The sequence below is a fragment of the Amycolatopsis sp. 2-15 genome, from assembly GCF_030285625.1.
Classification (GTDB): Bacteria; Actinomycetota; Actinomycetes; order Mycobacteriales; family Pseudonocardiaceae; genus Amycolatopsis; species Amycolatopsis carbonis.
In genome coordinates, this window is the sequence record NZ_CP127294.1 from 8,636,046 (window position 1) to 8,657,171 (window position 21,126).

18 protein-coding genes and 2 pseudogenes are annotated in these 21,126 nt (G+C 70.9%); 10 read left to right on the forward strand and 10 right to left on the reverse strand.

Annotation, left to right across the window (positions count from 1 at the left end; translation table 11 throughout):
* Positions 1–95 precede the first annotated feature (95 nt).
* From metE to QRX50_RS42665, 6 genes are all read left to right on the forward strand, one after another.
* On the forward strand, positions 96–2,351 hold the full coding sequence (gene metE, locus QRX50_RS42640) for a 5-methyltetrahydropteroyltriglutamate--homocysteine S-methyltransferase (RefSeq protein WP_285968760.1): 2,256 nt from the start codon (positions 96–98) through the stop codon (positions 2,349–2,351).
* 90 nt (positions 2,352–2,441) lie between these two features.
* Positions 2,442–2,669: a hypothetical protein gene (locus tag QRX50_RS42645; protein WP_285968761.1), complete on the forward strand. Its 228-nt coding sequence runs from the start codon at positions 2,442–2,444 to the stop codon at positions 2,667–2,669.
* A gap of 281 nt (positions 2,670–2,950) precedes the next feature.
* Complete coding sequence (locus QRX50_RS42650) at positions 2,951–3,058, forward strand: GMC oxidoreductase (protein WP_285968762.1); 108 nt, start codon at positions 2,951–2,953, stop codon at positions 3,056–3,058.
* Between the two features lie 113 nt (positions 3,059–3,171).
* On the forward strand, positions 3,172–4,632 hold the full coding sequence (locus QRX50_RS42655) for a cytochrome P450 (protein WP_285968763.1): 1,461 nt from the start codon (positions 3,172–3,174) through the stop codon (positions 4,630–4,632).
* Positions 4,633–4,887: 255 nt separating this feature from the next.
* Entirely contained in the window at positions 4,888–6,744 is a 1,857-nt protein-coding gene (locus tag QRX50_RS42660; RefSeq protein WP_285968764.1) for a diguanylate cyclase domain-containing protein, read from the forward strand.
* Between the two features lie 73 nt (positions 6,745–6,817).
* Complete coding sequence (locus QRX50_RS42665) at positions 6,818–7,279, forward strand: peroxiredoxin (RefSeq protein ID WP_285968765.1); 462 nt, start codon at positions 6,818–6,820, stop codon at positions 7,277–7,279.
* A gap of 32 nt (positions 7,280–7,311) precedes the next feature.
* Here the strand turns inward: QRX50_RS42665 and QRX50_RS42670 are convergent, their stop codons facing one another.
* From QRX50_RS42670 to QRX50_RS42685, 4 genes are all read right to left on the reverse strand, one after another.
* A complete protein-coding gene (locus tag QRX50_RS42670) occupies positions 7,312–7,836 on the reverse strand; it encodes a GNAT family N-acetyltransferase (RefSeq protein ID WP_285968766.1) in 525 nt (174 codons plus the stop codon).
* A gap of 93 nt (positions 7,837–7,929) precedes the next feature.
* Positions 7,930–9,129, reverse strand: a complete 1,200-nt coding sequence (locus QRX50_RS42675) for an LCP family protein (protein ID WP_285968767.1) — start codon at positions 9,127–9,129, stop codon at positions 7,930–7,932.
* 116 nt (positions 9,130–9,245) lie between these two features.
* Positions 9,246–10,505 carry an SAM-dependent methyltransferase gene (locus tag QRX50_RS42680; protein WP_285968768.1) on the reverse strand — a complete coding sequence of 420 codons (1,260 nt, stop codon included), beginning with the start codon at positions 10,503–10,505 and terminating at the stop codon, positions 9,246–9,248.
* Positions 10,506–10,595: 90 nt separating this feature from the next.
* Positions 10,596–11,288: an alpha/beta hydrolase gene (locus tag QRX50_RS42685; RefSeq protein ID WP_285968769.1), complete on the reverse strand. Its 693-nt coding sequence runs from the start codon at positions 11,286–11,288 to the stop codon at positions 10,596–10,598.
* Between the two features lie 111 nt (positions 11,289–11,399).
* Here QRX50_RS42685 and QRX50_RS42690 point away from each other — a divergent pair, with 111 nt between their 5' ends.
* Together QRX50_RS42690 and QRX50_RS42695 are read left to right on the forward strand one after the other, a co-directional pair.
* Positions 11,400–12,128 carry an SIS domain-containing protein gene (locus tag QRX50_RS42690; protein ID WP_285968770.1) on the forward strand — a complete coding sequence of 243 codons (729 nt, stop codon included), beginning with the start codon at positions 11,400–11,402 and terminating at the stop codon, positions 12,126–12,128.
* 123 nt (positions 12,129–12,251) lie between these two features.
* The gene (locus QRX50_RS42695) at positions 12,252–13,415 is read left to right on the forward strand and encodes a serine hydrolase domain-containing protein (RefSeq protein WP_285968771.1); all 1,164 of its coding nucleotides are present in this window, start codon (positions 12,252–12,254) and stop codon (positions 13,413–13,415) included.
* Between the two features lie 52 nt (positions 13,416–13,467).
* Here the strand turns inward: QRX50_RS42695 and QRX50_RS42700 are convergent, their stop codons facing one another.
* Positions 13,468–15,336 (reverse strand): ABC transporter ATP-binding protein, encoded by a 1,869-nt coding sequence (locus tag QRX50_RS42700; protein ID WP_285968772.1) that lies wholly within the window; start codon positions 15,334–15,336, stop codon positions 13,468–13,470.
* A gap of 116 nt (positions 15,337–15,452) precedes the next feature.
* Positions 15,453–15,893, reverse strand: a complete 441-nt coding sequence (locus tag QRX50_RS42705; protein WP_285968773.1) for a MarR family winged helix-turn-helix transcriptional regulator — start codon at positions 15,891–15,893, stop codon at positions 15,453–15,455.
* Positions 15,894–15,965: 72 nt separating this feature from the next.
* Between QRX50_RS42705 and QRX50_RS42710 the strand changes: the two genes are divergently transcribed.
* Positions 15,966–16,838 (forward strand): LLM class flavin-dependent oxidoreductase, encoded by an 873-nt coding sequence (locus QRX50_RS42710; RefSeq protein ID WP_285968774.1) that lies wholly within the window; start codon positions 15,966–15,968, stop codon positions 16,836–16,838.
* A gap of 71 nt (positions 16,839–16,909) precedes the next feature.
* Positions 16,910–18,225: pseudogene (locus tag QRX50_RS42715) on the forward strand (glycosyltransferase 87 family protein).
* Here the strand turns inward: QRX50_RS42715 and QRX50_RS42720 are convergent.
* The 4 genes and pseudogenes from QRX50_RS42720 to QRX50_RS42730 form a co-directional block, all read right to left on the reverse strand.
* Entirely contained in the window at positions 18,212–18,421 is a 210-nt protein-coding gene (locus QRX50_RS42720; protein WP_003071237.1) for a helix-turn-helix domain-containing protein, read from the reverse strand. The pseudogene QRX50_RS42715 and the gene QRX50_RS42720 overlap by 14 nt on opposite strands.
* Positions 18,422–18,600: 179 nt before the next feature.
* Complete coding sequence (locus QRX50_RS50540; RefSeq protein ID WP_434533383.1) at positions 18,601–19,482, reverse strand: ATP-binding cassette domain-containing protein; 882 nt, start codon at positions 19,480–19,482, stop codon at positions 18,601–18,603.
* A 216-nt stretch (positions 19,483–19,698) separates the two neighbouring features.
* Positions 19,699–20,238: pseudogene (locus QRX50_RS50545) on the reverse strand (ATP-binding cassette domain-containing protein); the annotation flags it as partial.
* A 173-nt stretch (positions 20,239–20,411) separates the two neighbouring features.
* Positions 20,412–21,080 (reverse strand): acVLRF1 family peptidyl-tRNA hydrolase, encoded by a 669-nt coding sequence (locus tag QRX50_RS42730; RefSeq protein WP_285968776.1) that lies wholly within the window; start codon positions 21,078–21,080, stop codon positions 20,412–20,414.
* Between the last annotated feature and the right edge of the window lie 46 nt (positions 21,081–21,126).

The following is a 21,126-nucleotide window of genomic DNA, read 5'->3' on the forward strand; positions in this document are numbered from 1 at the left end:
GTGCGTGAGTCCGGGTCCCGTGGGAGCAGGCCTGACCGAAGCGCGGCTTTCGCGTGCCCGGGCTCGCCTCGATCGAGCTCGCGAGGAGAGAGCCTGTGAACACCATCGGCACCACGATCCTGGGGTACCCGCGCATCGGACCGGACCGGGAGCTCAAGCGCGCCCTGGAGCGCTACTGGGCGGGCACCACCGGCGAGGCGGAGCTGCTCGCGGTGGGCAAAACCCTGCGGGCGCGGGCCTGGCAGCGGCTGCGCGACGCGGGGCTGGAGTCCGTCCCCGCCAACACCTTTTCCCACTACGACCAGGTGCTCGACACCGCCGAGCTGTTCGGCGCGCTGCCCGAGCGCTTCACCCGCCTCGGCCTCTCGCCGCTGGACACGTACTTCGCCGCCGCGCGCGGCGTGCAGGACGAGCCGGCGCTCGAGATGACGAAGTGGTTCGACACCAACTACCACTACCTCGTGCCCGAGCTGGGGCCCGGCTCGCGCTTCACACTGTCGGGCACGAAGCCGCTCGACGAGGTGCGCGAGGCCCGTGAGCTGGGCATCGAGACGCGGCCGGTGCTCGTCGGCCCGGTCACGTTCCTGCTGCTCGCCAAGGCGACGCAGCCCGGCTTCCGACCACTGGAGCTGCTCGACGAACTGCTGCCCGACTACGCGGCGCTGCTCAGCTCGCTGAAAGCCGAGGGCGTCGAGTGGGTGCAGCTCGACGAGCCGGCGTTCGCTGGGGACCGCACCACGAAGGGGCTCAACGCGCTGACCCGCGCGTACCACGTGCTGGCCAAGGCCCAGGACCGCCCGAAGCTGCTCGTCGCCGGGTACTTCGGCGGTCTGGGGCGCGGGCTGGGTGTGCTCGCCCGCTCCCCCATCGAGGCGCTGGCCGTGGACCTCGTCACCGACGAGTCCTTTGTGGACGCCGTGGCCGCGGAAGGCGCGTTGCGCGACAAGGAGGTGCTCGCCGGCATCGTCGACGGGCGCAACGTGTGGCGCACCGACCCGGACCGCGCGCTGGAACGTGCCGCGCGGCTGGCCGGCACCGCGCGGCACGTGAGCATCACGACGTCGTGCTCGCTGCTGCACGTGCCCTACGACGTCGAGGCCGAGAACCTCGATCCACGCCTGAAGAGCTGGCTCGCGTTCGCCGACCAGAAGGTTGCCGAGGTCGTTCTGCTCGGGCGGGCGCTGCGCGGCGAGCAGGTGGACCTGTCGGCGGCGCGCGCGGCCGCCGCGGACCGCGCGACGAACCCGCTGGACGCGGCCGTGCGCGAGCGGCTGGCGGCGCTGAAGCCCGGGGACGCCGTGCGTGAGCCGTACGAGCGACGCGCGGCCGTGCAGCAGGAGTCCCTCGGCCTGCCGCCGCTGCCGACCACCACGATCGGCTCGTTCCCGCAGACCACCGACGTCCGCAAGGCGCGCGCCGCGTACCGCGCGGGCACGCTGGAGGAAGCCGGGTACGTGGCCGAGATGCACGCCGAGATCGACCGCGTGGTGGGGCTGCAGGAGGAGCTGGGCCTCGACGTGCTGGTGCACGGCGAGCCCGAACGCAACGACATGGTGCAGTACTTCGCCGAGCAGCTCGCCGGGTTCGCCCCGACCGAGCACGGCTGGGTGCAGTCCTACGGCTCGCGGTGCGTCCGCCCGCCGATCCTCCACGGCGACGTCTCGCGCCCGCGGCCGATGACCGTGCCGTGGGCGCGGTATGCGCAAAGCCGCACCGCCAAGCCGATCAAGGGCATGCTCACCGGCCCGGTCACGATCCTCGCGTGGTCGTTCGTCCGCGACGACCAGCCGTTGGCGGACACGGCGCTGCAGGTCGCGTTCGCGATCCGCGACGAGGTGGCCGACCTCGAAGCCGCGGGGGTGCGCGTGATCCAGGTCGACGAGCCGGCGCTGCGCGAGCTGCTGCCGCTGCGCGCGGCCGGGCACACGGCCTACTTCGACTGGGCGGTGCGCGCGTTCCGCGTCGCGACGGCCGGTGTCGCCGAAGGCACCCAGATCCACACGCACATGTGCTACTCGGAGTTCGGCGAGGTGCTCCCGGCGATCGACGGCCTCGACGCCGACGTCACCAGCATCGAAGCCGCGCGCTCGAAGATGGAGGTGCTCGCCGACCTGTCGGCCGGTGGGTTCGCGCGCGGCGTCGGCCCGGGCGTCTACGACATCCACTCGCCGCGTGTGCCCGGCGTCGAGGAGGTCGTGGACCTGCTGCGCACGGCAGCCTCCGCCGTGCCGGCACAGCGACTGTGGGTGAACCCCGACTGCGGCCTCAAGACGCGCCGCTACGCCGAGGTGGAGCCCGCGTTGCGCCACCTCGTCGCGGCGGCCCGCCAGGTCCGCGCCGAACTCGGCTGAGCACCACCGCGCAACGGTCACGCCCCTGGTCCGCCAGAGGCGTGACCAGGCCTTCGCGACCAGGTGGCCCGCTTCTTCGACACAGGGCTCGTGGTGAAGGTCACCGACGCCGCAGGGGCGAAAGGCAGGAGCTTCGACGACCTCCTGCCGTGCTTCAGGCGCAGCGAGACCATCGAAAGCGGTGACCCGGCGCTGCGAGGCCGCACCGGTCCCCTGCGTCCCCGGCAGGCGTCGTCGGCCAACCCCGTCGGCGGCGGCCTTGAAGCCGCGCGGCAGTCCGGGGTTCCCGACGACGAACGACATCGGCGGCGGCCTTGAAGCCGCGTTCGGCCGGTGCCACTCGAACTTCGTCGACGGCAAGCGGCAAAGCGCCGGCGACGCCTCCCCTCACCCCCGCCCTGGCTCCGCCCGAATCTCGACCTGGCTACCGGCGCGCCGGTGCACCGCATGATCGTCGACGGCGACCGGTGCACCGGCGTCGAAGATGGCGGTCGCCGGGGTGCGAACGGCGCTCGAGATCGGCGTCGCGCCCACGCTCGCGCCGTGGCCGGCATCCGAGGCGCAGCCCGGCCGGGACGTGCGCGACGACGAAAGCCTGTGTGGCCGACGCGTCGGTGATGCCCGCCCCGGTGTCGGCGAACACCAACGCCACGGTCTACGCCATCGCCGAGCGGCCCGCCGAGCTCATCCGCACCGCGCGGCACTGACCCGATCTTCGTCAAGGATCACCCGGATGGAGCTGGCCCAAGGTATTGTCATTCGGTCAACAGCGCGCCACGGTGGAGATCGACCGGGTTTCCGCCAATGAAGGCAGGTCGCCATGACGAGCGCAGTCGGCAAGGTCGGCAAGGTCGCCGAGAGCCTGCGTGAACGCGTGCCCACGCTCACGTCGATGCCACTGCCCCGCACCGTCGACCAGCGCTGGCAGGCGGCCAGCTACCCCGTGCGCGAGCTCGCGGCACCGCCCGCGGGCAGCGGCCTCAAGCCGGTGCTCGGCGACGACGGCCCGCCGGTCGTAGGCCACGCGCTGGAGATGATGCGCTTCGGCCTGGACTTCAGCTTCAGCCGCTACGAGAAGTACGGCCCCGTCTCGTGGATGGGCGGCTTCGGTCGCCGGATAGTGTCGCTGTCCGGCCCCGAGGCCACGCAGATCGCCCTGGTGAACAAGGACAAGGCGTTCTCGCAGGAGGGCTGGAAGTTCTTCATCGAGAAGTTCTTCGACCGCGGCCTCATGCTGCTCGACTTCGGCGAGCACCACCTGCACCGGCGGATCATGCAGAGCGCGTTCACGCGGGAGCGGCTCGTCGGCTACGTCGGGCAGATGGGCCCGGCCCTGCGCGCCGGCGTCGAGGCGTGGCCCGGCAGTACCCGGCCGCGGCTGTACTGGGCGCTCAAACAGCTCACGCTCGACGTGGCGACCCGCGTGTTCATGGACATGCGCTCGCTCGACGACGCGATGCGGATCAACCGCGCGTTCGTGAACACCGTGCGCGCGGGCACGGCGCTGGTGCGCTACCCCGTGCCCGGCGGCCGCTGGTCCGCGGGCCTGCGCGGCCGGCGGCTGCTGGAGCGCTACTTCGGCGAGACGCTGCCGGAAAAGCGCCGCGCCGGCGGCGACGACCTGTTCGCCGCGCTCTGCACCGCCACCACCGAGGACGGCGACCGGTTCACCGACGCGGACATCGTGAACCACATGATCTTCCTGATGATGGCCGCGCACGACACCACGACCATCACCAGCAGCGCCATGGCCTACTACCTGGCCAAGCACCCGGAGTGGCAGGAACGCGCCCGCGCGGAGTCGCTCGCGCTGGGCGACGACGTGCCGGACATCGAGGCACTGGAAAGCCTGGAGACGCTCGACCTCGTGATGAAGGAGTCGCTGCGGTTGCGGGCCCCGGTGCCGTCGATGGCCCGCAAGACCACCAAGGACACCGAGGTCCTCGGTCACTTCATCCCCGAAGGCACGCTCGTCGGCGTCTCGCCGACGCTGAACCACTTCACCCCCGAGTGCTGGACCGACCCGATGCGCTTCGACCCCGAGCGGTTCGCCGAGCCGCGGCGCGAGGACAAGTCGCACCGGTTCGCGTGGATGCCCTTCGGCGGCGGCGCGCACAAGTGCATCGGGCTGCACTTCGGCAGCCTCGAGGTCAAGGCGCTGATGCACGAGATGCTGCGGACTTTCCGCTGGTCGGTGCCGCAGGACTACACCGCGCGCTGGGACTACGTCTCGTTGCCGGTCCCCGCCGACGGACTGCCGGTGCGTCTCGAATATCGTTGACGGTCATGGCGGGAGGCGGGGAGCCGACTGTGCCGGACAAACGGGAAATCCGGCGAACCGGAAAAACACGTTCGAGCACTCAAGGTGACATCACGTCACTATTTGTGTAGGGGTCATCACTCGTTCAGCCGGTAGACACCCCGTTTCGCGCATGATGCCGTGGCATCACTCACGGCCAACTCATACCTAGTGTGGGTCCATGAACCTTCACACCGGGTCTGAGCTGGCTTTAGTCCGCGCATGAAGAGGTGGAGTGTGCCTGAGCCTGGTGCCGCGCCAGGGTTGGTCGACGTCGCGCGCAAGTTCGCGACGACGCTGACCGACACGAAAGGAGTAACGCTTCCGCCCGCGGAACTGGAGCGTCTCCTGCTCTCCTTCGCCCAGGAGATCACGGAGGTGGCGACCCCCGCGTACGAAGGCGCCGTCCTGCGCTTCACCACGCTCTTTTCCGCCGCCCCGATCGGCATCGCGCTGGCCGACCCCTCCGGCGTGATCATGGAGGCCAACGCGGCGCTGGCCAAGCTGCTCAGCTCGACCCAGAGCCGGCTCCACGACAGGCACCTCGCCGACCTGGCCGCGACCGACCACGACGCGACCCGCATCCGCAGCTGCCTCGAGCGCCTGAGCACCGCGGAGATCGGCCGCCTCACCGAACGCGGCGTGCACCTCGACCACAGCCAGGACGGCAGCATCACCACCAACGTCACGCTCGCGCGGCTGCCCGGCGACCGGGCCGACACGCACTTCCCCGTGCTGATGGCCGCCGACACCGACGACCTGCACCTGCTCGGCGAGCGCCTGCTGCACCAGAACGTGCACGACGCGCTCACGGGCCTGCCCAATTCCCAGGCGTTCGCCAACCGCGTCGAGGCCGCGCTCGGCGCGCCCGGCACCGAAGAGATCGCGCTGGTCTACCTCGACATCGACGGCTTCAAGGTGATCAACGACGGCCTCGGCGCCGGCGTGGGCGACCGGGTGCTGAAGGAGGTCGCGAACCGGCTGGCGGAGACCTTCACCGGGCACCATGACGGCTACGTGGCCCGGCTGTCCGGCGACGGGTTCGGCGTGCTGATGCGCGGCGCGGACCTCACGACCCAGCACGTGGTGCGCCTCGTGGACCGGGCGCTGGACGACCTCAACGAGGCCGTGTACCTCGGCGGCCACGGGATCGGGGTGAGCGCCAGCGCCGGCATCGTCGTGGGCGGGCGGCCCGGCGGCGGGCACACCGAGCTGCGCCGGGCCGCGGAGCTCGCGCTGCACCGGGCCAAGGAACGCGGCAAGGCCCAGTGGATGCTGTACGACCCGGCCGAGGACGAGCGCGACCGCAGCCGCTACCAGCTCGGCGCGGTGATCGCCGGCGCGCTGGAGAACGGCGAGTTCACCCTCGTCTACCAGCCCACCGTGAAGCTCGCGAAGCCCGACGAGATCGCCGCCGTGAACGCGGGCCTGCGCTGGAACCACCCGGAGAAGGGCGAGCTCGACTCCGAGGAGTTCTACCCGCTCGCACAGATCACCGGCATGACGGTGCCGCTGGGCAAGTGGCTGCTCGCCGAGTCACTCAAGGCCACGGCCCGCTGGCGATCGCGTTTCGGCGAGGCCACGCCCGACGTCTGCATCCGGCTGCCGCGGCGCTTCGCGAGCGACGCCGAGTTGGTGGGGATGGTCAAGGAAGAGCTCGACCGCCAGGGCCTGCCGGCACAGGCGCTGCGGCTGTGCATCGACCGGCAGTCGATGTTCGACGCGAAGGGCGAGGTGCACGACTCCTTCGGGCTGCTCGCCGAACTCGGCGCCCAGCTCGTGCTCACGATCTCGGGATCGGACGACCTGGAGCTGATCCCGCGGCTCAACCTGCCCGTGCGGCACGTGATCCTCAGCGGCCCGGTCGTCGACGCGCTGGCCGAGTGCGCCGCCGAGACCGATGTGCGGCACCTGCGCCAGCTCGTGGAACGCGGCAAGGAGCTCAAGCTGCGCATCGGCGCCGAAGGCGTGCGCAGCGCCGAGCACGCGGCTCGCCTGCGCCAGCTCGGCGTGCTCGCCGCGCGCGGTCCGTTCGTCGCCGACTCGGCCACGGGCGACGAAGTGGACGAGATGATCGAGCGCCACGCCGGCTGACCCGTCCACCTGCGGCGCGGTTCCGGACACCGGGGAGGATCATGACTCACGGACCCCGCCCGAAAGGACCCCGATGGACACCGGCGACCTCGCGCCCGACTTCACCCTCTCCGACGACCAGGGCAACGACCGCACCCTCTCGGACTTCCTGACGGCCGGCCCGGTCGTGCTGTTCTTCTACCCCGCCGCCATGACGAGCGGCTGCACCGCCGAGAGCTGCCACTTCCGCGACCTGGCCGCCGAGTTCGCCGAGGTGGGCGCCCAGCGCGTGGGCATCAGCCCGGACGCCGTGGCCAAGCAGCGGGAGTTCTCCGCTGCCAACGGGTTCGACTACCCGCTGCTGTCCGATGTGGACGGTGCGGTAGCGAAGCAGTTCGGCGCGTGGCGCAAGTTCATCCCGCTGCACACCAAGCGCACCACGTTCGTCATCGACACCGACCGGCGTGTGCTCGACGTGATCAAGAGCGAGCTGAACTTCACCGCGCACGCGGACCGCGCGCTGAAGATGCTGCGCGAGCGCAAGAACGTCTCCTGACACTTTCCCTTGCCCGGCAAGGGATTCACGGGTCAGCCCGGTCGCTGGATCCGCCACACGAAGTCGTTGCCCGAGCACGCCGGGGCCAGCGCGTCGGAGGCGGCTTCCTTGTGGTGCAAGGTGAAACCCAGCCGGGCGGGAATGGCACCACTGCGGGTGTTGAGCTCGTCGTGGAGGATGTCGACGTGGGGCGTGCCCAGACGCCAGGCCTCGGCGACCAGCAGGGCCGTCGCGCGCGTGGCCAGGCCGCGGCCGGTGCACGTCTTCGCCAGCCAGTAGCCGATCTCGCGACCGTCGTCGCGGCGCATCAGGCCGCAGCCGCCGGCGAGCGTGCTGTCGGCGGTGTAGATGCCGTACTCCTGGGCCTCACCCGACGCCCAGCGTTCGGCCGTGCTCGTGAGGAACTCCGTGCCCTCGGCCCGGCCGTAGCCGTCGGTGGCCCAGACGAGCCACTCGCCGATGTGCTCGCGTGACGCCGAGACCGTGTCCACGAGCACGTCGAGGTCTTCGGCGCGCCAGCGGTTGAGGGTGACCACGCCGTCGGTGAGGGTGTCCATGTCCTCATGGTCGCACCGGGACAGCTTTGTGGCATCGAAATAACGCGGGGGCCCGCCGTTTTCCGGCGGGCCCCCGTGGTCGGTGCTCGTGAGCTAGTTGACGACAGCCGTGGGCGGCACCGGGGTGTCGTTCTTCAGCGCGTCGAACAGCTGCGCCGACTTCGTCTTGTCCCAGTGCTCGGCCGAGCCGTCGGTGACCGGCACCGTGCCGGTGAGCACGCCGTCGGACGATATGCCGCGCATCGCGATCGCCAGGCCGGCCAGGTTGTGCACGTGGTCACCCGAGTCCATCGTCAGCGCGTCGGGCGCCGAGGACAGCAGCGGGAAGAAGTCGAACGGGTTCAGCAGCGTCCCCGGGCTCGCGATCTGGCTCACGAGGGCACCGATGAACTTGCGCTGGTTGGCCACGCGGTCGAGGTCCGACCGCGGGGTCGCGCTGCTGTGGCGCATGCGGACGAACCCGAGCGACTCGCGCCCGTCCAGCGTCTGGCAGCCGGCCTTGATGTCGATGTTGGTGAACGTGTCGTGCATGGCCTTGTCCACGCACATGTCGACCCCGCCGATCGCGTCGACGATGTTGGCGAACCCGCCGAAGCCGATCTCCGCGTAGTGGTCCATCCGCAGGCCGGTGACGCCTTCCACGGTCTTCGCCAGCAGCGCAGGGCCGCCGAGGGAGAACGCGGCGTTGATCTTGTTCGTGCCGTGGCCCGGGATCTTCACCTGCGAGTCGCGTGGCAGGCTCAGCAGCGTCGGCTTGGTGTCGTTGTCCGGGATGTGCGCGATCATGATCGTGTCGGTGCGCTGCCCGCCGGCCGCCGCGACGTCGCCGGTCGCGAGGCGCTCTTCGTCCTCGGCCGTCAGCCCGTCGCGGCTGTCGGAGCCCACGATCAGCCAGTTGGTGCCCGACGCGGCCGCGGGACGGCCGTCGTAGTCGGCCAGCGCGTCGACGCGCTTGATCGAGAACTCCAGATACGCCCAGATCCCGCCCACGAACACGACGAAGATCAGCACCAGCGTCATCAGGACCTTGCCGAAGCTCCACCGGCGGCGCCGGCGCGGAGCCGGTCCGGGCCGCGGGGCCTGGCGCGGCGGGGCCTGCCGAGGCGGTGCGGGCGGCGGGGGCGCGGGAGCCTCGCCGCGCGAGCCCATGGGTCTGGTGCGCGCGTCGTACGGGCTGCTGCTCACTCCTGGCAGCGGCATCATCTGCGCCCGCTGATGCTGCCGCGGGCGTGCGGCGGGCTGCGGTGGCCGGGGCGGCACCCGCCGCCTGCCGTCGTCGCCTCCGTACGTCATCGGTCTCTCACCCAATCCCCGAATCCGGCAAAAATCGTGCGGCCAGTGAACCGCACGCCCTCGAACAAAGGACGTGCGGCACCTGGTGCAGGTTCATCCGGTGGGGAACGGCCTGCTCAGCGGGGGTCGGCGAACCCGAACTGGTGCACCTTGATGTGCCCGGAGCGGAACCCGGCCTCCGAATAGGCGAGGTAGAACTCCCACATCCGGTGGAACACGTCGTCGAAGCCGAAGCCGCGGATGTCGTCCCAGCGCTGGTGGAACCGCTCACCCCACAGCTTGAGCGTGCGCGCGTAGTCCTGGCCGAACTCGCGCATGCCGGCCAGCTTGAGGCGGGTGTTGTCGCGCATGCCGTCCTCGATGGCCTGCACCGACGGGATGATGCCGCCCGGGAAGATGTACTTGTGGATCCAGGTGTACGACCGGGCCGCCGCCAGCATCCGGTCGTGGTCCATCGTGATGGCCTGCAGGCCGAAGCGCCCGCCCGGGCGCAGGCGCTTGCCGATGGTGGCGAAGAACGTGGGCCAGTAGGACTGCCCGACGGCCTCGATCATCTCCACGCTGACCACGGAGTCGTACTGGCCGGTGGCGTTGCGGTAGTCGCACAGCTGCACGTCGACGCGGTCGGACAGGCCGGCCTCGGCGATCCGCGCGTCGGCGAGCACCTTCTGCTCCTGCGAGATGGTCAGCGACGTCACCTTCGCGCCGCGGGAGGCCGCGCGGATCGACAGCTCGCCCCAGCCGGTGCCGATCTCGAGCACCTCGCTGCCCTCGCGCACGCCCGCGTAGTCCAGCACGCTGTCGAGCTTGCGGTGCTGGGCCTGCGTCAGGTCCTCACCCGGGCCGAAAAGCGCCGAGGAGTACATCATCGACTCGTCGAGGAACGCGCTGAACAGGTCGTTGGACAGGTCGTAGTGCCGGTGGATGTTCGACCGCGACCCCTCGATCGTGTTCTCCTCCGCCGCCGGCTGCACGCGCTCGGCGAAGCGGCGGAACCGCTGGAGGAACAGCGGCACGATCGTGGTGAGCTTCTCGGCGAACGGCGTCAGGACGCCCGCGAGGTCCTCGGCGGTCCAGTCCCCCACCATGTACGACTCGCCGAAGCCGATCTTCGCGTCGGCCCCGAGGCGGTGGAAAAACGCCGAGGGCCGCAGGATGCGCATCTCGGGCGCCTCCGGACCGCCGGCGCCCAGGACGGTGCCGTCGGGGAACGTGACCCGCAGGTCGAGGTTCTTCACGGCACGGCGGAAGAGCGCCTCCGCGGCTCGCGCGCGCAGCGGCGAGTGCGGTGGCGTGGCCAGCCCCGGCCACCGGGTTTCGTCGGGCGCCGGCAGCGAGGCGGGCCCCGCCGCTCGGTCAACACTTGAGGTGGACAAGACACTCCCTCCGGAATGGGCCCATCGGCCCACAACTGATGGTATTCCCGGCACACGCGACCTGCGCTGTGCGGTTGTCGCCGGATCCGGTCACACGGGGATGCGCAACCGCTCGTCCGCGGGCCGGTTCCACGCCTGCCGGAGAGTCTCGTCGGTCTCCCCAGCGTCGATGGCTTCCAGTGTGAAAGCACACATCAGCCTGGTCCAGACCGCCGGACGCTTGATCATCGCGTGACCTTCGCCGGTGACGTCGAAGCGCGCGAGCCGCTTGGCGAGCTCCCGCGCGCGCTCGGCGAAGGCGTGGGAATCACGCGGTGAGGTGATCCGGTCGCGCGTGCCGTGCAGCAGCACCACGGAGCGGCCTGTGACGGCCTCCACGGGCTCGCCGGGCGGTGTCCACGGCGCGAGCGCGCACACGCCCACCACCGCGGGGTCGTCGGCCACGCGCAGCACCACCCGGCCGCCCATCGAGTGCCCGACGAGCACGACGGGCAGGCCCGGGTGCTCGGCGCGGACGCGCTCCAGCGCCCAGCGTGCGTCGTCCACCGGGTCTTCCGCGGGTGCGTTCCAGCCGTAGCGGCGGTTGCGCACCAGACGCACCTCCAGGCCCGCCGCGCGGCCCGCCCGGTGCAGGGCTCGGGCCAGCGGCACCATGCGCAGGTACGCCAGCCGCCACGGCCCTACCGCCGCGGTGCTGTGCTCGGCGCCGCCGTGCAGCACCAGCGCCACCGCTCTCGTCCGCCCGTGCGCACGCCGCACCGAAACGACGGGTACTCCGTCCACGTGCCGCCTCCCAGTCACCGGTACGCCCGGATGATCAGCTCTCACGCTAATCCACCACGAAGCGTGTCCAAGCGATACATTCGGCGCCCGAACCCGCGACGAAGGGCAGGTGTGGTGAGCGCCACGGAAATCTGGAAGAGCACCTCGGAAAAGCTCGCGGCCGCACGGGAGGCCAATGCCGAAGCGCTGACGGCGGCGGCCGATCTCGTGCTCGGGGTGATCCGGTCCGACGCCCTCGTGTTCACCGCCGGTGCCGGGCACTCGCTCGCCGCGGTCGCCGAGACGTTCTACCGCGCGGGCGGCCTCGCCTGCGTCTACCCGCTGTACCACCCGGAGCTGCTGCCCCTGCACGGCGCGCAGCAGAGCACGAAGACCGAGCGCCGCAGCGGGCTCGCCGAAGAGGTGCTGGCCGAGCGCGCGCCGGGGCCCGACGACGTGCTCGTGGTGTTCTCGACCTCCGGGGTGAACCCGTACCCGGTCGAGCTGGCCGCCGGCGCCCGTCGCCGGGGCGCGTCGGTGATCGCCGTGACGTCCCGCGCATGCGTGGCCGCGGCGCCGCGCCGGTCGGCGACGACGCTGGTCGAGGAGGGCACGGTCGTGCTCGACTCGCTCGTGATCCCCGGCGACGCGAGCCACCCGGCCGCCGCGCCGCGCACCGCACCACTGTCCACTGTGGTCAACGCGTTCCTGTGGAACCTCATCCTGGCGGAGGTCTACGACCGCGGCACGGCCGAGGGCATCGACGTCCCGCTGTGGCGGAGCTCCAATGTGGAGGGTGGCGACGAGGCCAACACGGCCCTGCTCGCCAAGTACGGCCCCCGCGTGCCGGCCCTGCGGTAGCCGTCGGCGAACCAGCGGCACTTCCGGCGAAAAAGGACCGGGCCCGGCAGGTCTTGACGGGCCCGGTCGGCCCTTCTAACTTCGGCGTACCGACCAGTCGGTGTCGAGTGGAGGCGGGCCAGCATGGACGAGGAGACGGCCGTGCCCCTGCACGGCACCTGCGCGCCCGGGTTCGAGCCGGTGCAGGCCGCGTTCGTCGAGAACATCTCCGAGCGCGACGAACTGGGCGCGGCCTTCGCGGTGACCCACCGCGGCGAGGTCGTGGTCGATCTCTGGGCCGGTTGGGCGGATCCCCTCCGCACCACACCGTGGCGGCCCGACACGCTGACCAACGTCTGGTCCACCACCAAGGGCATGGCGGCGATCTGCGCGCACCAGCTGGCCGACGCCGGCGAGCTCGACCTCGACGCGCCGGTGGCACGCTACTGGCCGGAGTTCGCCGCGGCGGGCAAGCAGGACCTCCCGGTGCGCTGGCTGCTCTCACACCGCTCCGGCGTCGTCGGCATCGGCCTGGCGCACCCGGTGAAGGTCGAACAGCTCTACGACTGGGACCACATCACGGGGCTGCTGGCCGAGCAGGAACCGCTGTTCCCACCCGGCTCGGCGAGCGGTTACCACGCGCTGTCCTACGGCTTCCTCGTCGGCGAGGTCGTGCGCCGCGTGGCCAGGCAGGGCATCGACGCGTTCTTCGCCGAGCATGTGGCCAGTCCCCTGGAGGCGGATTTCTCCCTCGGGGTCGGGGAAACCGACCTCGGACGCTGCTCGACGCTCGTGGAGCCGGTGCTCACCCCGGAGATGGCCACGGCGCTCACCGAGGCGTTCGCGAACGCCGGCCCGGTCGCGCTCGCCGCCATGGCCAACCCGCGCGTGGAAGGCCACCACGCCAACGATCCCGCGTGGCGGCGCGCCGTGCTGCCCGCACTCAACGGCCACGGCACGGCGAAGGCCCTCGCCATCATCTACGGCGCACTGGCCGACGGCTCCGAGCGCCTGATCTCGGCCGGCGCGCTCGCGCGAGCCCGCGAAGGGCAGGGCACCTCGGTCGACCTCGTCGCCGGCGTGCCCAACGAGTGGGCCCTGGGCTTCTACCTCGGCAGCACCGCACGCGGCTTCGGCCCCAACCCGGCCGCCTTCGGCCACGACGGCCTCGGCGGCTCCTCCGGCGGCGCCGACCCGGAAGCCGGCGTGGGCTTCGGTTACGTGATGAACCGCATGGGCCCGCTGCTGCGTGACGACCCGCGCAAGATGGCGCTCGTCAACGCGACCTTCGCGTGCCTCGAAAACTGAGCGGACACACGAAGGGCACCTCGAGTCTCCTCGAGACGCCCTTCACCGCGCGTCACGCGACGGCCGTCGGCTCCTCGTCGAACTGCGTGTGGTGCAGGTCGGCGTAGCGGCCGCCGAGGGCGAGCAGCTGTTCGTGCGTGCCGCGCTCGACGATGCGGCCGTCTTCGACGACCAGGATCAGGTCGGCGGCGCGGACGGTCGAGAGCCGGTGCGCGATCACCAGCGCCGTGCGGCCTTCGAGGGCACCGGTGAGGGCCTCGCCGACCGCGGCCTCCGATTCGGAGTCCAGGTGCGCCGTGGCCTCGTCCAGGACCACGACCTTCGGCTGTGCCAGCAGGAGCCGCGCGATGGTGAGGCGCTGGCGTTCGCCACCGGAGAGGCGGTAGCCGCGTTCGCCGACGGTGGTGTCGAGTCCGTCGGGCAGCGAGTGCACCAGGTGGCCCAGTCGGGCCTGTTCCAGCGCGGCCCAGATCTCGTCGTCGGTCACGCCCGGGCGGGCGTAGGACAGGTTGGCTCGGATGGTGTCGTGGAACAGGTGCCCGTCCTGCGTCACCACGCCCACGGTGGCGCGCAGCGTCGCGAAGTCCAGGTCCCGGACGTCCACATCGGACAGCCGGACCGCACCGCCGTCCACGTCGTAGAGGCGTGGCAGCAGCGAGGCGATGGTCGACTTGCCGGCACCCGAGGAGCCGACCAGCGCCACCATCTGGCCCGGTTCGGCGCGGAAGCTGATGCCGTGCAGCACCTCTTCGCCGCCACGGCTGTCCAAAGTGGCCACGTCTTCCAGTGACGCCAGCGAGAACCGGTCGGCCGCCGGGTACCCGAAGCGCACGTCCTCGAACTCCACGGCCACGCCGCCCGCGGGCAACGCCTTCGGCTTCTCCGGTTCCTTGATCATCGGGTCGAGGTCGAGCACTTCGAAGACCCGCTCGAACGACACCAGTGCGGTCATCACGTCCACGCGGACGTTGGCCAGCGCCGTGAGCGGCGCGTAGAGGCGGGTCAGCAGCAGGGCCAGCGCCACCACGGTGCCGGGCGCGATCTGGCCGGTGAAGGCGAGGTAGCCGCCGAGACCGTAGACCAGCGCCTGCGCGAGCGCCGACACGAGCGTGAGGCTGGTCATGAACCAGCGCGTGAGCATCGCCGTGCGCACGCCGATGTCCCGCACGCGCCCGGCGCGGTCGCTGAACTCCCCGACCTCCTGGCGCGGGCGGCCGAACAGCTTCACGAGCGTGGCGCCCGGCGCCGAGAACCGCTCGGTCATCTGCGTGGTCATGCCGGCGTTGAGCTGCGCCGACTCGCGCTGCAGCCCGGCCATCCGGCGGCCCAGCCGGCGTGCCGGCAGCACGAAGATCGGCAGGAGGACCAGCGCGAAAACCGTGACCTGCCACGACAGCGTCACCATCACCGCGAGCGAGAGCACGAGCTGGATCACGTTGGTGACCAGGCCCGAGAGTGTCGCGGTGAACGTGCGCTGCGCGCCGATCACGTCGTTGTTGAGCCGGCTGACCAGGGCGCCGGTGCGGGTGCGCGTGAAGAACGCGATGGGCAGCTTCTGCACGTGCGCGAACACAGCGACGCGCAGGTCCAGGATGATCCCCTCGCCGATGCGCGCCGACTGCCACCGCTCCGCCAGCCCCAGCCCGGCGTCGAGGATGGCGAGCACCGCGATCACCACGGCGAGCCAGATGATCAACGGCAGGTCTTGGTGGCCGACGACCGCGTCGACGACCTTGCCCGCCAGCACGGGCGTGGTCACCGCGAGCACCGCGGAGACCACCGTGAGCACGAGGAACACGAGCAGCCGTGACCAGTGCGGACGAGCGAACCGCGCGACCCGTTTCACGGTTCCGCGCGTGAGCGCCCTTGGCGTGTCGGCCCCCCGCATCACGGAACCGAGCAACGCCCACGAGTTGTCCATGTGGAGCCTTTCCCCCGATCGACAAAACTTCTACATTACTTGAGCTTTTTTCCCGAGATGCCCAGCACAACGCCGGTTCGTCCCGAGTTCTTCCCCGTACCGTCCACCCGTGGCGTTCACCGTTGGTGAACAACCGCCCACAGCGCCTCGCGCAACCCGTCGGCCTCGCGCCCGCCCAGTGGGCCCAGCAGCCGCCGTTCCGCCTCCTCCGACGCCTCGGTGGCCGCCGTCAGCACCCGCAGCCCTTCCTCCGTCGGCGTCACGATCCGGCGGCGGCGATCAGCGGGGTCGACCTGGCGCCGGACGAGCGCCTTGTCCTCCAGCTCGTCGACGAGCTGCACCATGGTCGTCCGGTCCACGCCGAGCCGTGCGGCCGCCTCCTGCTGCGACTGCGGCTCACCGTCGGCCAGCAGCGCGAGCACGGCGACCTGCCGCCCGGTCACCCCGTGGGGCGCCAGCAGCGGCTCCTGCAGCTCGGCCAGCCGCAGCTGCGCGTGCTTGAGCAGATAACCGAGCCGGCGGGTCACGACGGCCGGGGTTTCGGGGGCACTCGACATGAGCTGCATCCTAGCTCTACGCTGATAATCAGTAGTGCTGATGATTTTTCGCCCTGACGATCAGGAGCCCCCATGGTGACCTTCGGACTGAAACCCGCGCAGCAGTTCACGGACATCGCGGCGCTGCGCGAGATCTGGGCGATCGCCGACGACGCGCGGTTCGACGGCCTCTGGACCTTCGACCACTTCGCCCCCATGGGCCCGGTCCGCACCGGCGCCGTCTTCGAAGCCTGGACCCTGCTCGCCGCCATGGCCGAGGCCACGCGCCACGTGCGGATCGGCTGCCTGGTGTCGGGCAACACCAACCGCCACCCGGCCGTGCTCGCCAAGATGGCCGCGACCGTCGACCATCTCTGCGGCGGCCGGCTCGACATGGGCCTAGGCGCGGGTGGCGACGAGCTCGCCGACACGATGCTCGGCGTGGCGACCCCGCCGGCGCGCGAACGCGTCGAGCGGCTCGCCGAGGCCTGCACCGTCCTCGATCTGCTGTGGGCGCGCCCGGTCGCCGACTTCACCGGCACCCACTACTCATTGACGGCCGCGACGAGCGACCCGAAACCCGTGCAGACGCCGAAGCCTCCGCTGTGGCTCGGCAGCAACGGCGAGCGCCGCGGCCTGCGGATCGTCGCCGAGCACGCCGACGTGTGGCTCAACGCGAGCCTGCCGGGCACGCCCGTCGAGGAGCTCACGCGCCTGTCGGGCGTGCTCGACCGGCACTGCGCGGCGGTCGGGCGTGACCCGGCGACGGTGCGGCGGGCCGTGCAGTTCCGGCTCTCGGCCGAGGACAGCGACACCCTGCGCGAGGCGCGGACCTACCTCGACGCGGGGTTCACCGACCTCGTCCTCATGCTCCCGTCCGCCGGCGACACCGTGGGCCGCGCGAAGCAGGCGGCCGCGCTGCTCCCGCGGCTGCGCGAGCTGAGCCGAACGGGCGAGCACGGGTGATCCGGACGCCCTCGGTAGCCTGACGCGACGGGGACGGCCAGGTTCGTGAGGGGGAAGCGGTGCAGCTGCTGATGGCGCCGGCCCGGGCCGGCGCGGACCGGGCCGCCCGCGTGCTCACCTGGGACCTGGTGTTCTACCTGGGCTGCTTCGCCTTCGCGTTGATCAGCGCGCTCAAGTCCGAGTTCTACGGTTACCGGATCTGGGCCGACTTCGCGACGGCCGCGTACGGCTTCGCCGCAGCCCACAGCGGCTGGCTGCTCGTGTCGGCCCGGCTCGGGCGCACGCCCCGCAGCCGGCTCGGCTCGCGGTGGTGCTCGATCGCGGTCATCGGGTTGTTGGCGATGATCATCCCGCTCGTGGTGCTCGTGATTCGCCGACTGACCGGTGTCGACTGGCTCGTCACGCCGTTCTCGTGGGCTGCGCAGCCCGAGGTGTGGGTGATCGAACGCAGCGCGAGCCTGCTGCTTCAGCACGGCACGCCATACCTCGACGTGACCGCTCTCGGGCGCGCTCCCGAGGTGAACGACTACACGCCCTACGGACCCGTGATGACGGTGTTCGGCCTTCCGCGCGCGTTGTTCGGGGGAACGCCGTTCACCAATGCGCTCACCGATGCCCGGTGGATGTTCGCACTTTGCGCGTCTCTCTGCGTGATCGCCTCACTACGAATGCTGAAATGGCCGCGAATTCCGGTTCTTTCGGCACAATTGGCAATCGCGTGCCCACTCACCGCATTGACTTGGGCCGTCGCCGGCCCCGATCTCGCCATTGTGGGACTGCTCGTGCTCGCCTGTGCACTCGCTGCGACCGGCCGCGCGGGCTGGTCGGGATTCGTGCTGGCACTCGTGATCAGCGCGAAGCTCATCGTCGCGCCGGCCGCGGCCGTGCTCGCGGTCTTCGTGTTGTGCCGTACGCACAACGGAAATTCACGCGACCGCAGGGCGCTCGCGTGGTTCGTGACCACTTTGGTCAGTGCGACCGTGGTGCTGCACCTGCCGGTGTACCTGGTCGACCCGGGCGCGTTCGTGGAGCACGTGATCCGGTTCCCGCTCGGGATGGGCGTGGTGCGCTCCCCCGCGGCAAGCCCGCTTCCGGGCCACCTGATCGCGGAAACCGGCTCAGCGGGCCGCGTGATCTCACTCGTCCTGGTGGCGGCCGCGGCGGTGGCGATGCTGGCGTGGCTGGTGCGCCGTCCCCCGCGACGGGATCCGCCGCGCTCTTGCGGATCGCCGTCGGACTCGGCGCGTTGGTCCTGCTCACCCCGGCAACCCGCTACGGCTACCTGGTTTATCCGTTGGTGCTGCTCGGAGGAGTGCTGACGTTCCGAGCAGCCGAACAGGGACTGCGCCCCCCGCGCAGTCGGCCTGGTACTGCTACTTCTTCTTGACCCGCGTGGCCCCGCCGCGCCCCCGCAGCTGGACCCCGGACTCAGAGAGAACACGGTGCACGAACCCGTAGGAACGCCCCGTGGACTCAGCGAGGGCCCGGATGCTCGAGCCCTTCTCGTATTTCTTCTTCAGGTCAGCGGCCAGCTTGTCGCGCGTGTTGCCGGTGATCCGCGCGCCTTTCTTGAGATCAGCCACGTCGATCGCCTTCCCGCCGAGTGGAGTTCTGGGCCATTTGACGGCCCCTGCCGGGGCAATGATCGAACACGAAGCCCAGGAATGCCAGACGACAGACGTAAAACGAGCGAAATTGCGATCACATTGGGCCATTCAAGTGCTTCACGGAGCGTGGCAAGCACCCAAATGGCCGTATCTGATCACGCTAGCTGGACAAGTTCCAGATAATCCGCGGACCAATGGTCCTCGGTCCCGTCGGGCAGGAGGATCACGCGCTCGGGCTCCAGCGCCTCGACCGCGCCCGGGTCGTGCGTCACCAGCACCACAGCGCCGGCGAAGCTGCGCAGGGCGTCCAGGACCTGCGCACGGCTGGCCGGATCGAGGTTGTTGGTCGGTTCATCCAGGAGCAGCACGTTCGCCGCACTGGAGACGAGCCCGGCGAGTGCCAGGCGGGTCTTCTCACCGCCGGAAAGCGTGCCGGCGGGCTGGTCGAGTTGTTCACCCGTGAACAGGAACGAACCCAGCAGGTTCCGCAACTCCTGCGCCCCCGTGTCCGGCGCGAGGTGTCGGATGTTTTCCCACACACTCGCATCGTGGTCGAGAGTTTCGTGTTCCTGTGCGTAATAGCCCAAACGCAATCCGTGACCCGGCTCGACGGAACCGGTATCCGGAGTTTCCATTCCGCCGAGCAGCCGGAGCAATGTCGTCTTTCCGGCACCGTTCAAACCCAGTACGACAACCTTCGAGCCGCGGTCGATCGCAAGATCGACTCCGGTGAAGATCTCGAGCGAGCCGTAGGACTTCGACAGCCCGTCGGCCGTGAGCGGTGTGCGCCCGCACGGGGCGGGCTCGGGGAACTTGATCCGCGCGACCTTGTCGGCCTGGCGCGTGTCGTCGAGCTGCGACAGCATCTGCTCCGCGCGGCGGGCCATGTTCTTGGCCGCCACGGCCTTCGTCGCCTTGGCGCCGAGCTTCGCGGCCTGCTGCTGCAACGCCGACGCCTTCTTCTCGGCGTTCGCGCGCTCGCGGCGGCGGCGCTTCTCGTCGGTGGCGCGCGCGTCGAGGTAGCGCTGCCAGCTCATGTTGTAGAGGTCGATCTCGCCGCGCGTGGCGTCGAGGAACCAGACCTTGTTCACGACGTCGGCGAGCAGCTCCACGTCGTGGCTGATCACCACGAGCCCACCGTCGTGCTGCTTGAGGAAGCCGCGCAGCCACGTGATCGAGTCGGCGTCGAGGTGGTTGGTCGGCTCGTCGAGCAGGAGGATCGTCTCGGACTTGCCGCCCGCGCCGGCCTCGGCGGCCGCGAACAGGATGCGCGCCAGCTCCACCCGCCGGCGCTGACCGCCGGAGAGGGTGTTGAGCGTCTGCGCGAGCACGCGGTCGGCGAGACCGAGGTTCGAGCAGATGCGCGCGGCCTCGCTCTCGGCGGCGTACCCGCCGAGCGACGCGAACCGTTCTTCGAGGCGGCTGTAGCGGTTGATGGCCTTGTCGCGCTGGTTGTCGTCGACGAGCTCGGACATCGCGGTCTGCGCCTTCTCCATGTCGCGCAGCAGCGTGTCGAGGCCGCGCGCAGACAGCACGCGGTCCTTCGCCGTGACGGACAGGTCGCCCTCGCGCGGGTCCTGCGGCAGGTAGCCGAGCTCGCCGCTGCGGCGGACTTCGCCCGCGTGCGGTTCGCCCTCGCCCGCGAGGACCTTCAGCGACGTGGTCTTGCCGGCACCGTTGCGGCCGACGAGGCCGATGCGGTCGCCGGGCTGGATGCGGAGGGTGGCGCCGTTCAGCAGGATGCGCGAGCCGGCACGCAGCTCGAGGCCAGTGGCCGTGATCAAGAGAACTCCCGGATTCGGGGGTGAACGTGGACAGCGGCAGGCACCGGCATCGCTCGCCGTCCCCGCTCAAACGAAGATCGGTCACGAGCGCCCGGTGCGGCAGCTACTCCGTGAGGATTTCCCGTTCCACGGGACCCAGTGTACGGGTCGGCGTCGAACGGTTTTCCGCCGCGTGGCGGGTCTCACGCTCGGCTCAGCACGACTTCGACGGAGATCGCCCGTTCGGCCGCGTCGTCCAGCACGCTGCGGCGCGGCTCGGGGATCTCGAGCACGCGGGGTTCCGCCCGGGCGAAGAGCGGGTCGAGCCGGTGGTCGGCGCGCAGTTCGCCGAGCGCGTGCCGGTCGCCGCCGAGCACCACGGCGTCCACTTCGGACAGCCGCGGCACCAGGACCTCGACCGCGTCCTGCGCAGCCGCGTGCAGCGCCACCCTGGCCTGCCCGGCGCGGCGGCGCGCGAACCGCTGCTGCGACCAGCCGCCCGCGGCCGTGCGGCCCTGCACGAGGTGGCGGTCGGTGCGCGAGAGCAGCACGGCCCCGCCGCGGGCGAGACCGAGGGAGTGCCCGCCCACGCGTACCAGCAGCAACGCGAGCAGCCGCGGCACGAGCGCGTGGTCCACCAGCGGTTCGACGGCGAGACCGTCGCGGGTGCCCGTGACGGCGAGCGGTCCGAAGGGGACGGTCGCGGTGGCCGTGATGCCGTTGCCCGCGAAGACGCGTACCTCGTGCTCGGCGAGCTCAGTGGAGCGCACGCCGTCGTTGCGTTCGGCGAAGCGCGTGAACCAGCCGGCGAGGCGATCGGGCGTGACCTCGACCGCCGTCCCGCCCCCCGCGACCCGCCGCGCCCTGGCCATGCGCACAACGGTACGGGGCCGCCGCGAAAACGCGACGGCCCCGTCA

Coding starts and splice junctions, on each gene's coding strand:
- QRX50_RS42730 (WP_285968776.1), bottom strand. CDS start 21,080: ATGGCCAGGGCGCGGCGGGTCGCGGGGGGCGGGACGGCGGTCGAGGTC.
- QRX50_RS42655 (WP_285968763.1), top strand. CDS start 3,172: ATGACGAGCGCAGTCGGCAAGGTCGGCAAGGTCGCCGAGAGCCTGCGT.
- QRX50_RS42705 (WP_285968773.1), bottom strand. CDS start 15,893: ATGTCGAGTGCCCCCGAAACCCCGGCCGTCGTGACCCGCCGGCTCGGT.
- QRX50_RS42700 (WP_285968772.1), bottom strand. CDS start 15,336: ATGGACAACTCGTGGGCGTTGCTCGGTTCCGTGATGCGGGGGGCCGAC.
- QRX50_RS50540 (WP_434533383.1), bottom strand. CDS start 19,482: ATGAGCTGGCAGCGCTACCTCGACGCGCGCGCCACCGACGAGAAGCGC.
- QRX50_RS42675 (WP_285968767.1), bottom strand. CDS start 9,129: ATGACGTACGGAGGCGACGACGGCAGGCGGCGGGTGCCGCCCCGGCCA.
- QRX50_RS42665 (WP_285968765.1), top strand. CDS start 6,818: ATGGACACCGGCGACCTCGCGCCCGACTTCACCCTCTCCGACGACCAG.
- QRX50_RS42695 (WP_285968771.1), top strand. CDS start 12,252: ATGGACGAGGAGACGGCCGTGCCCCTGCACGGCACCTGCGCGCCCGGG.
- QRX50_RS42670 (WP_285968766.1), bottom strand. CDS start 7,836: ATGGACACCCTCACCGACGGCGTGGTCACCCTCAACCGCTGGCGCGCC.
- QRX50_RS42710 (WP_285968774.1), top strand. CDS start 15,966: ATGGTGACCTTCGGACTGAAACCCGCGCAGCAGTTCACGGACATCGCG.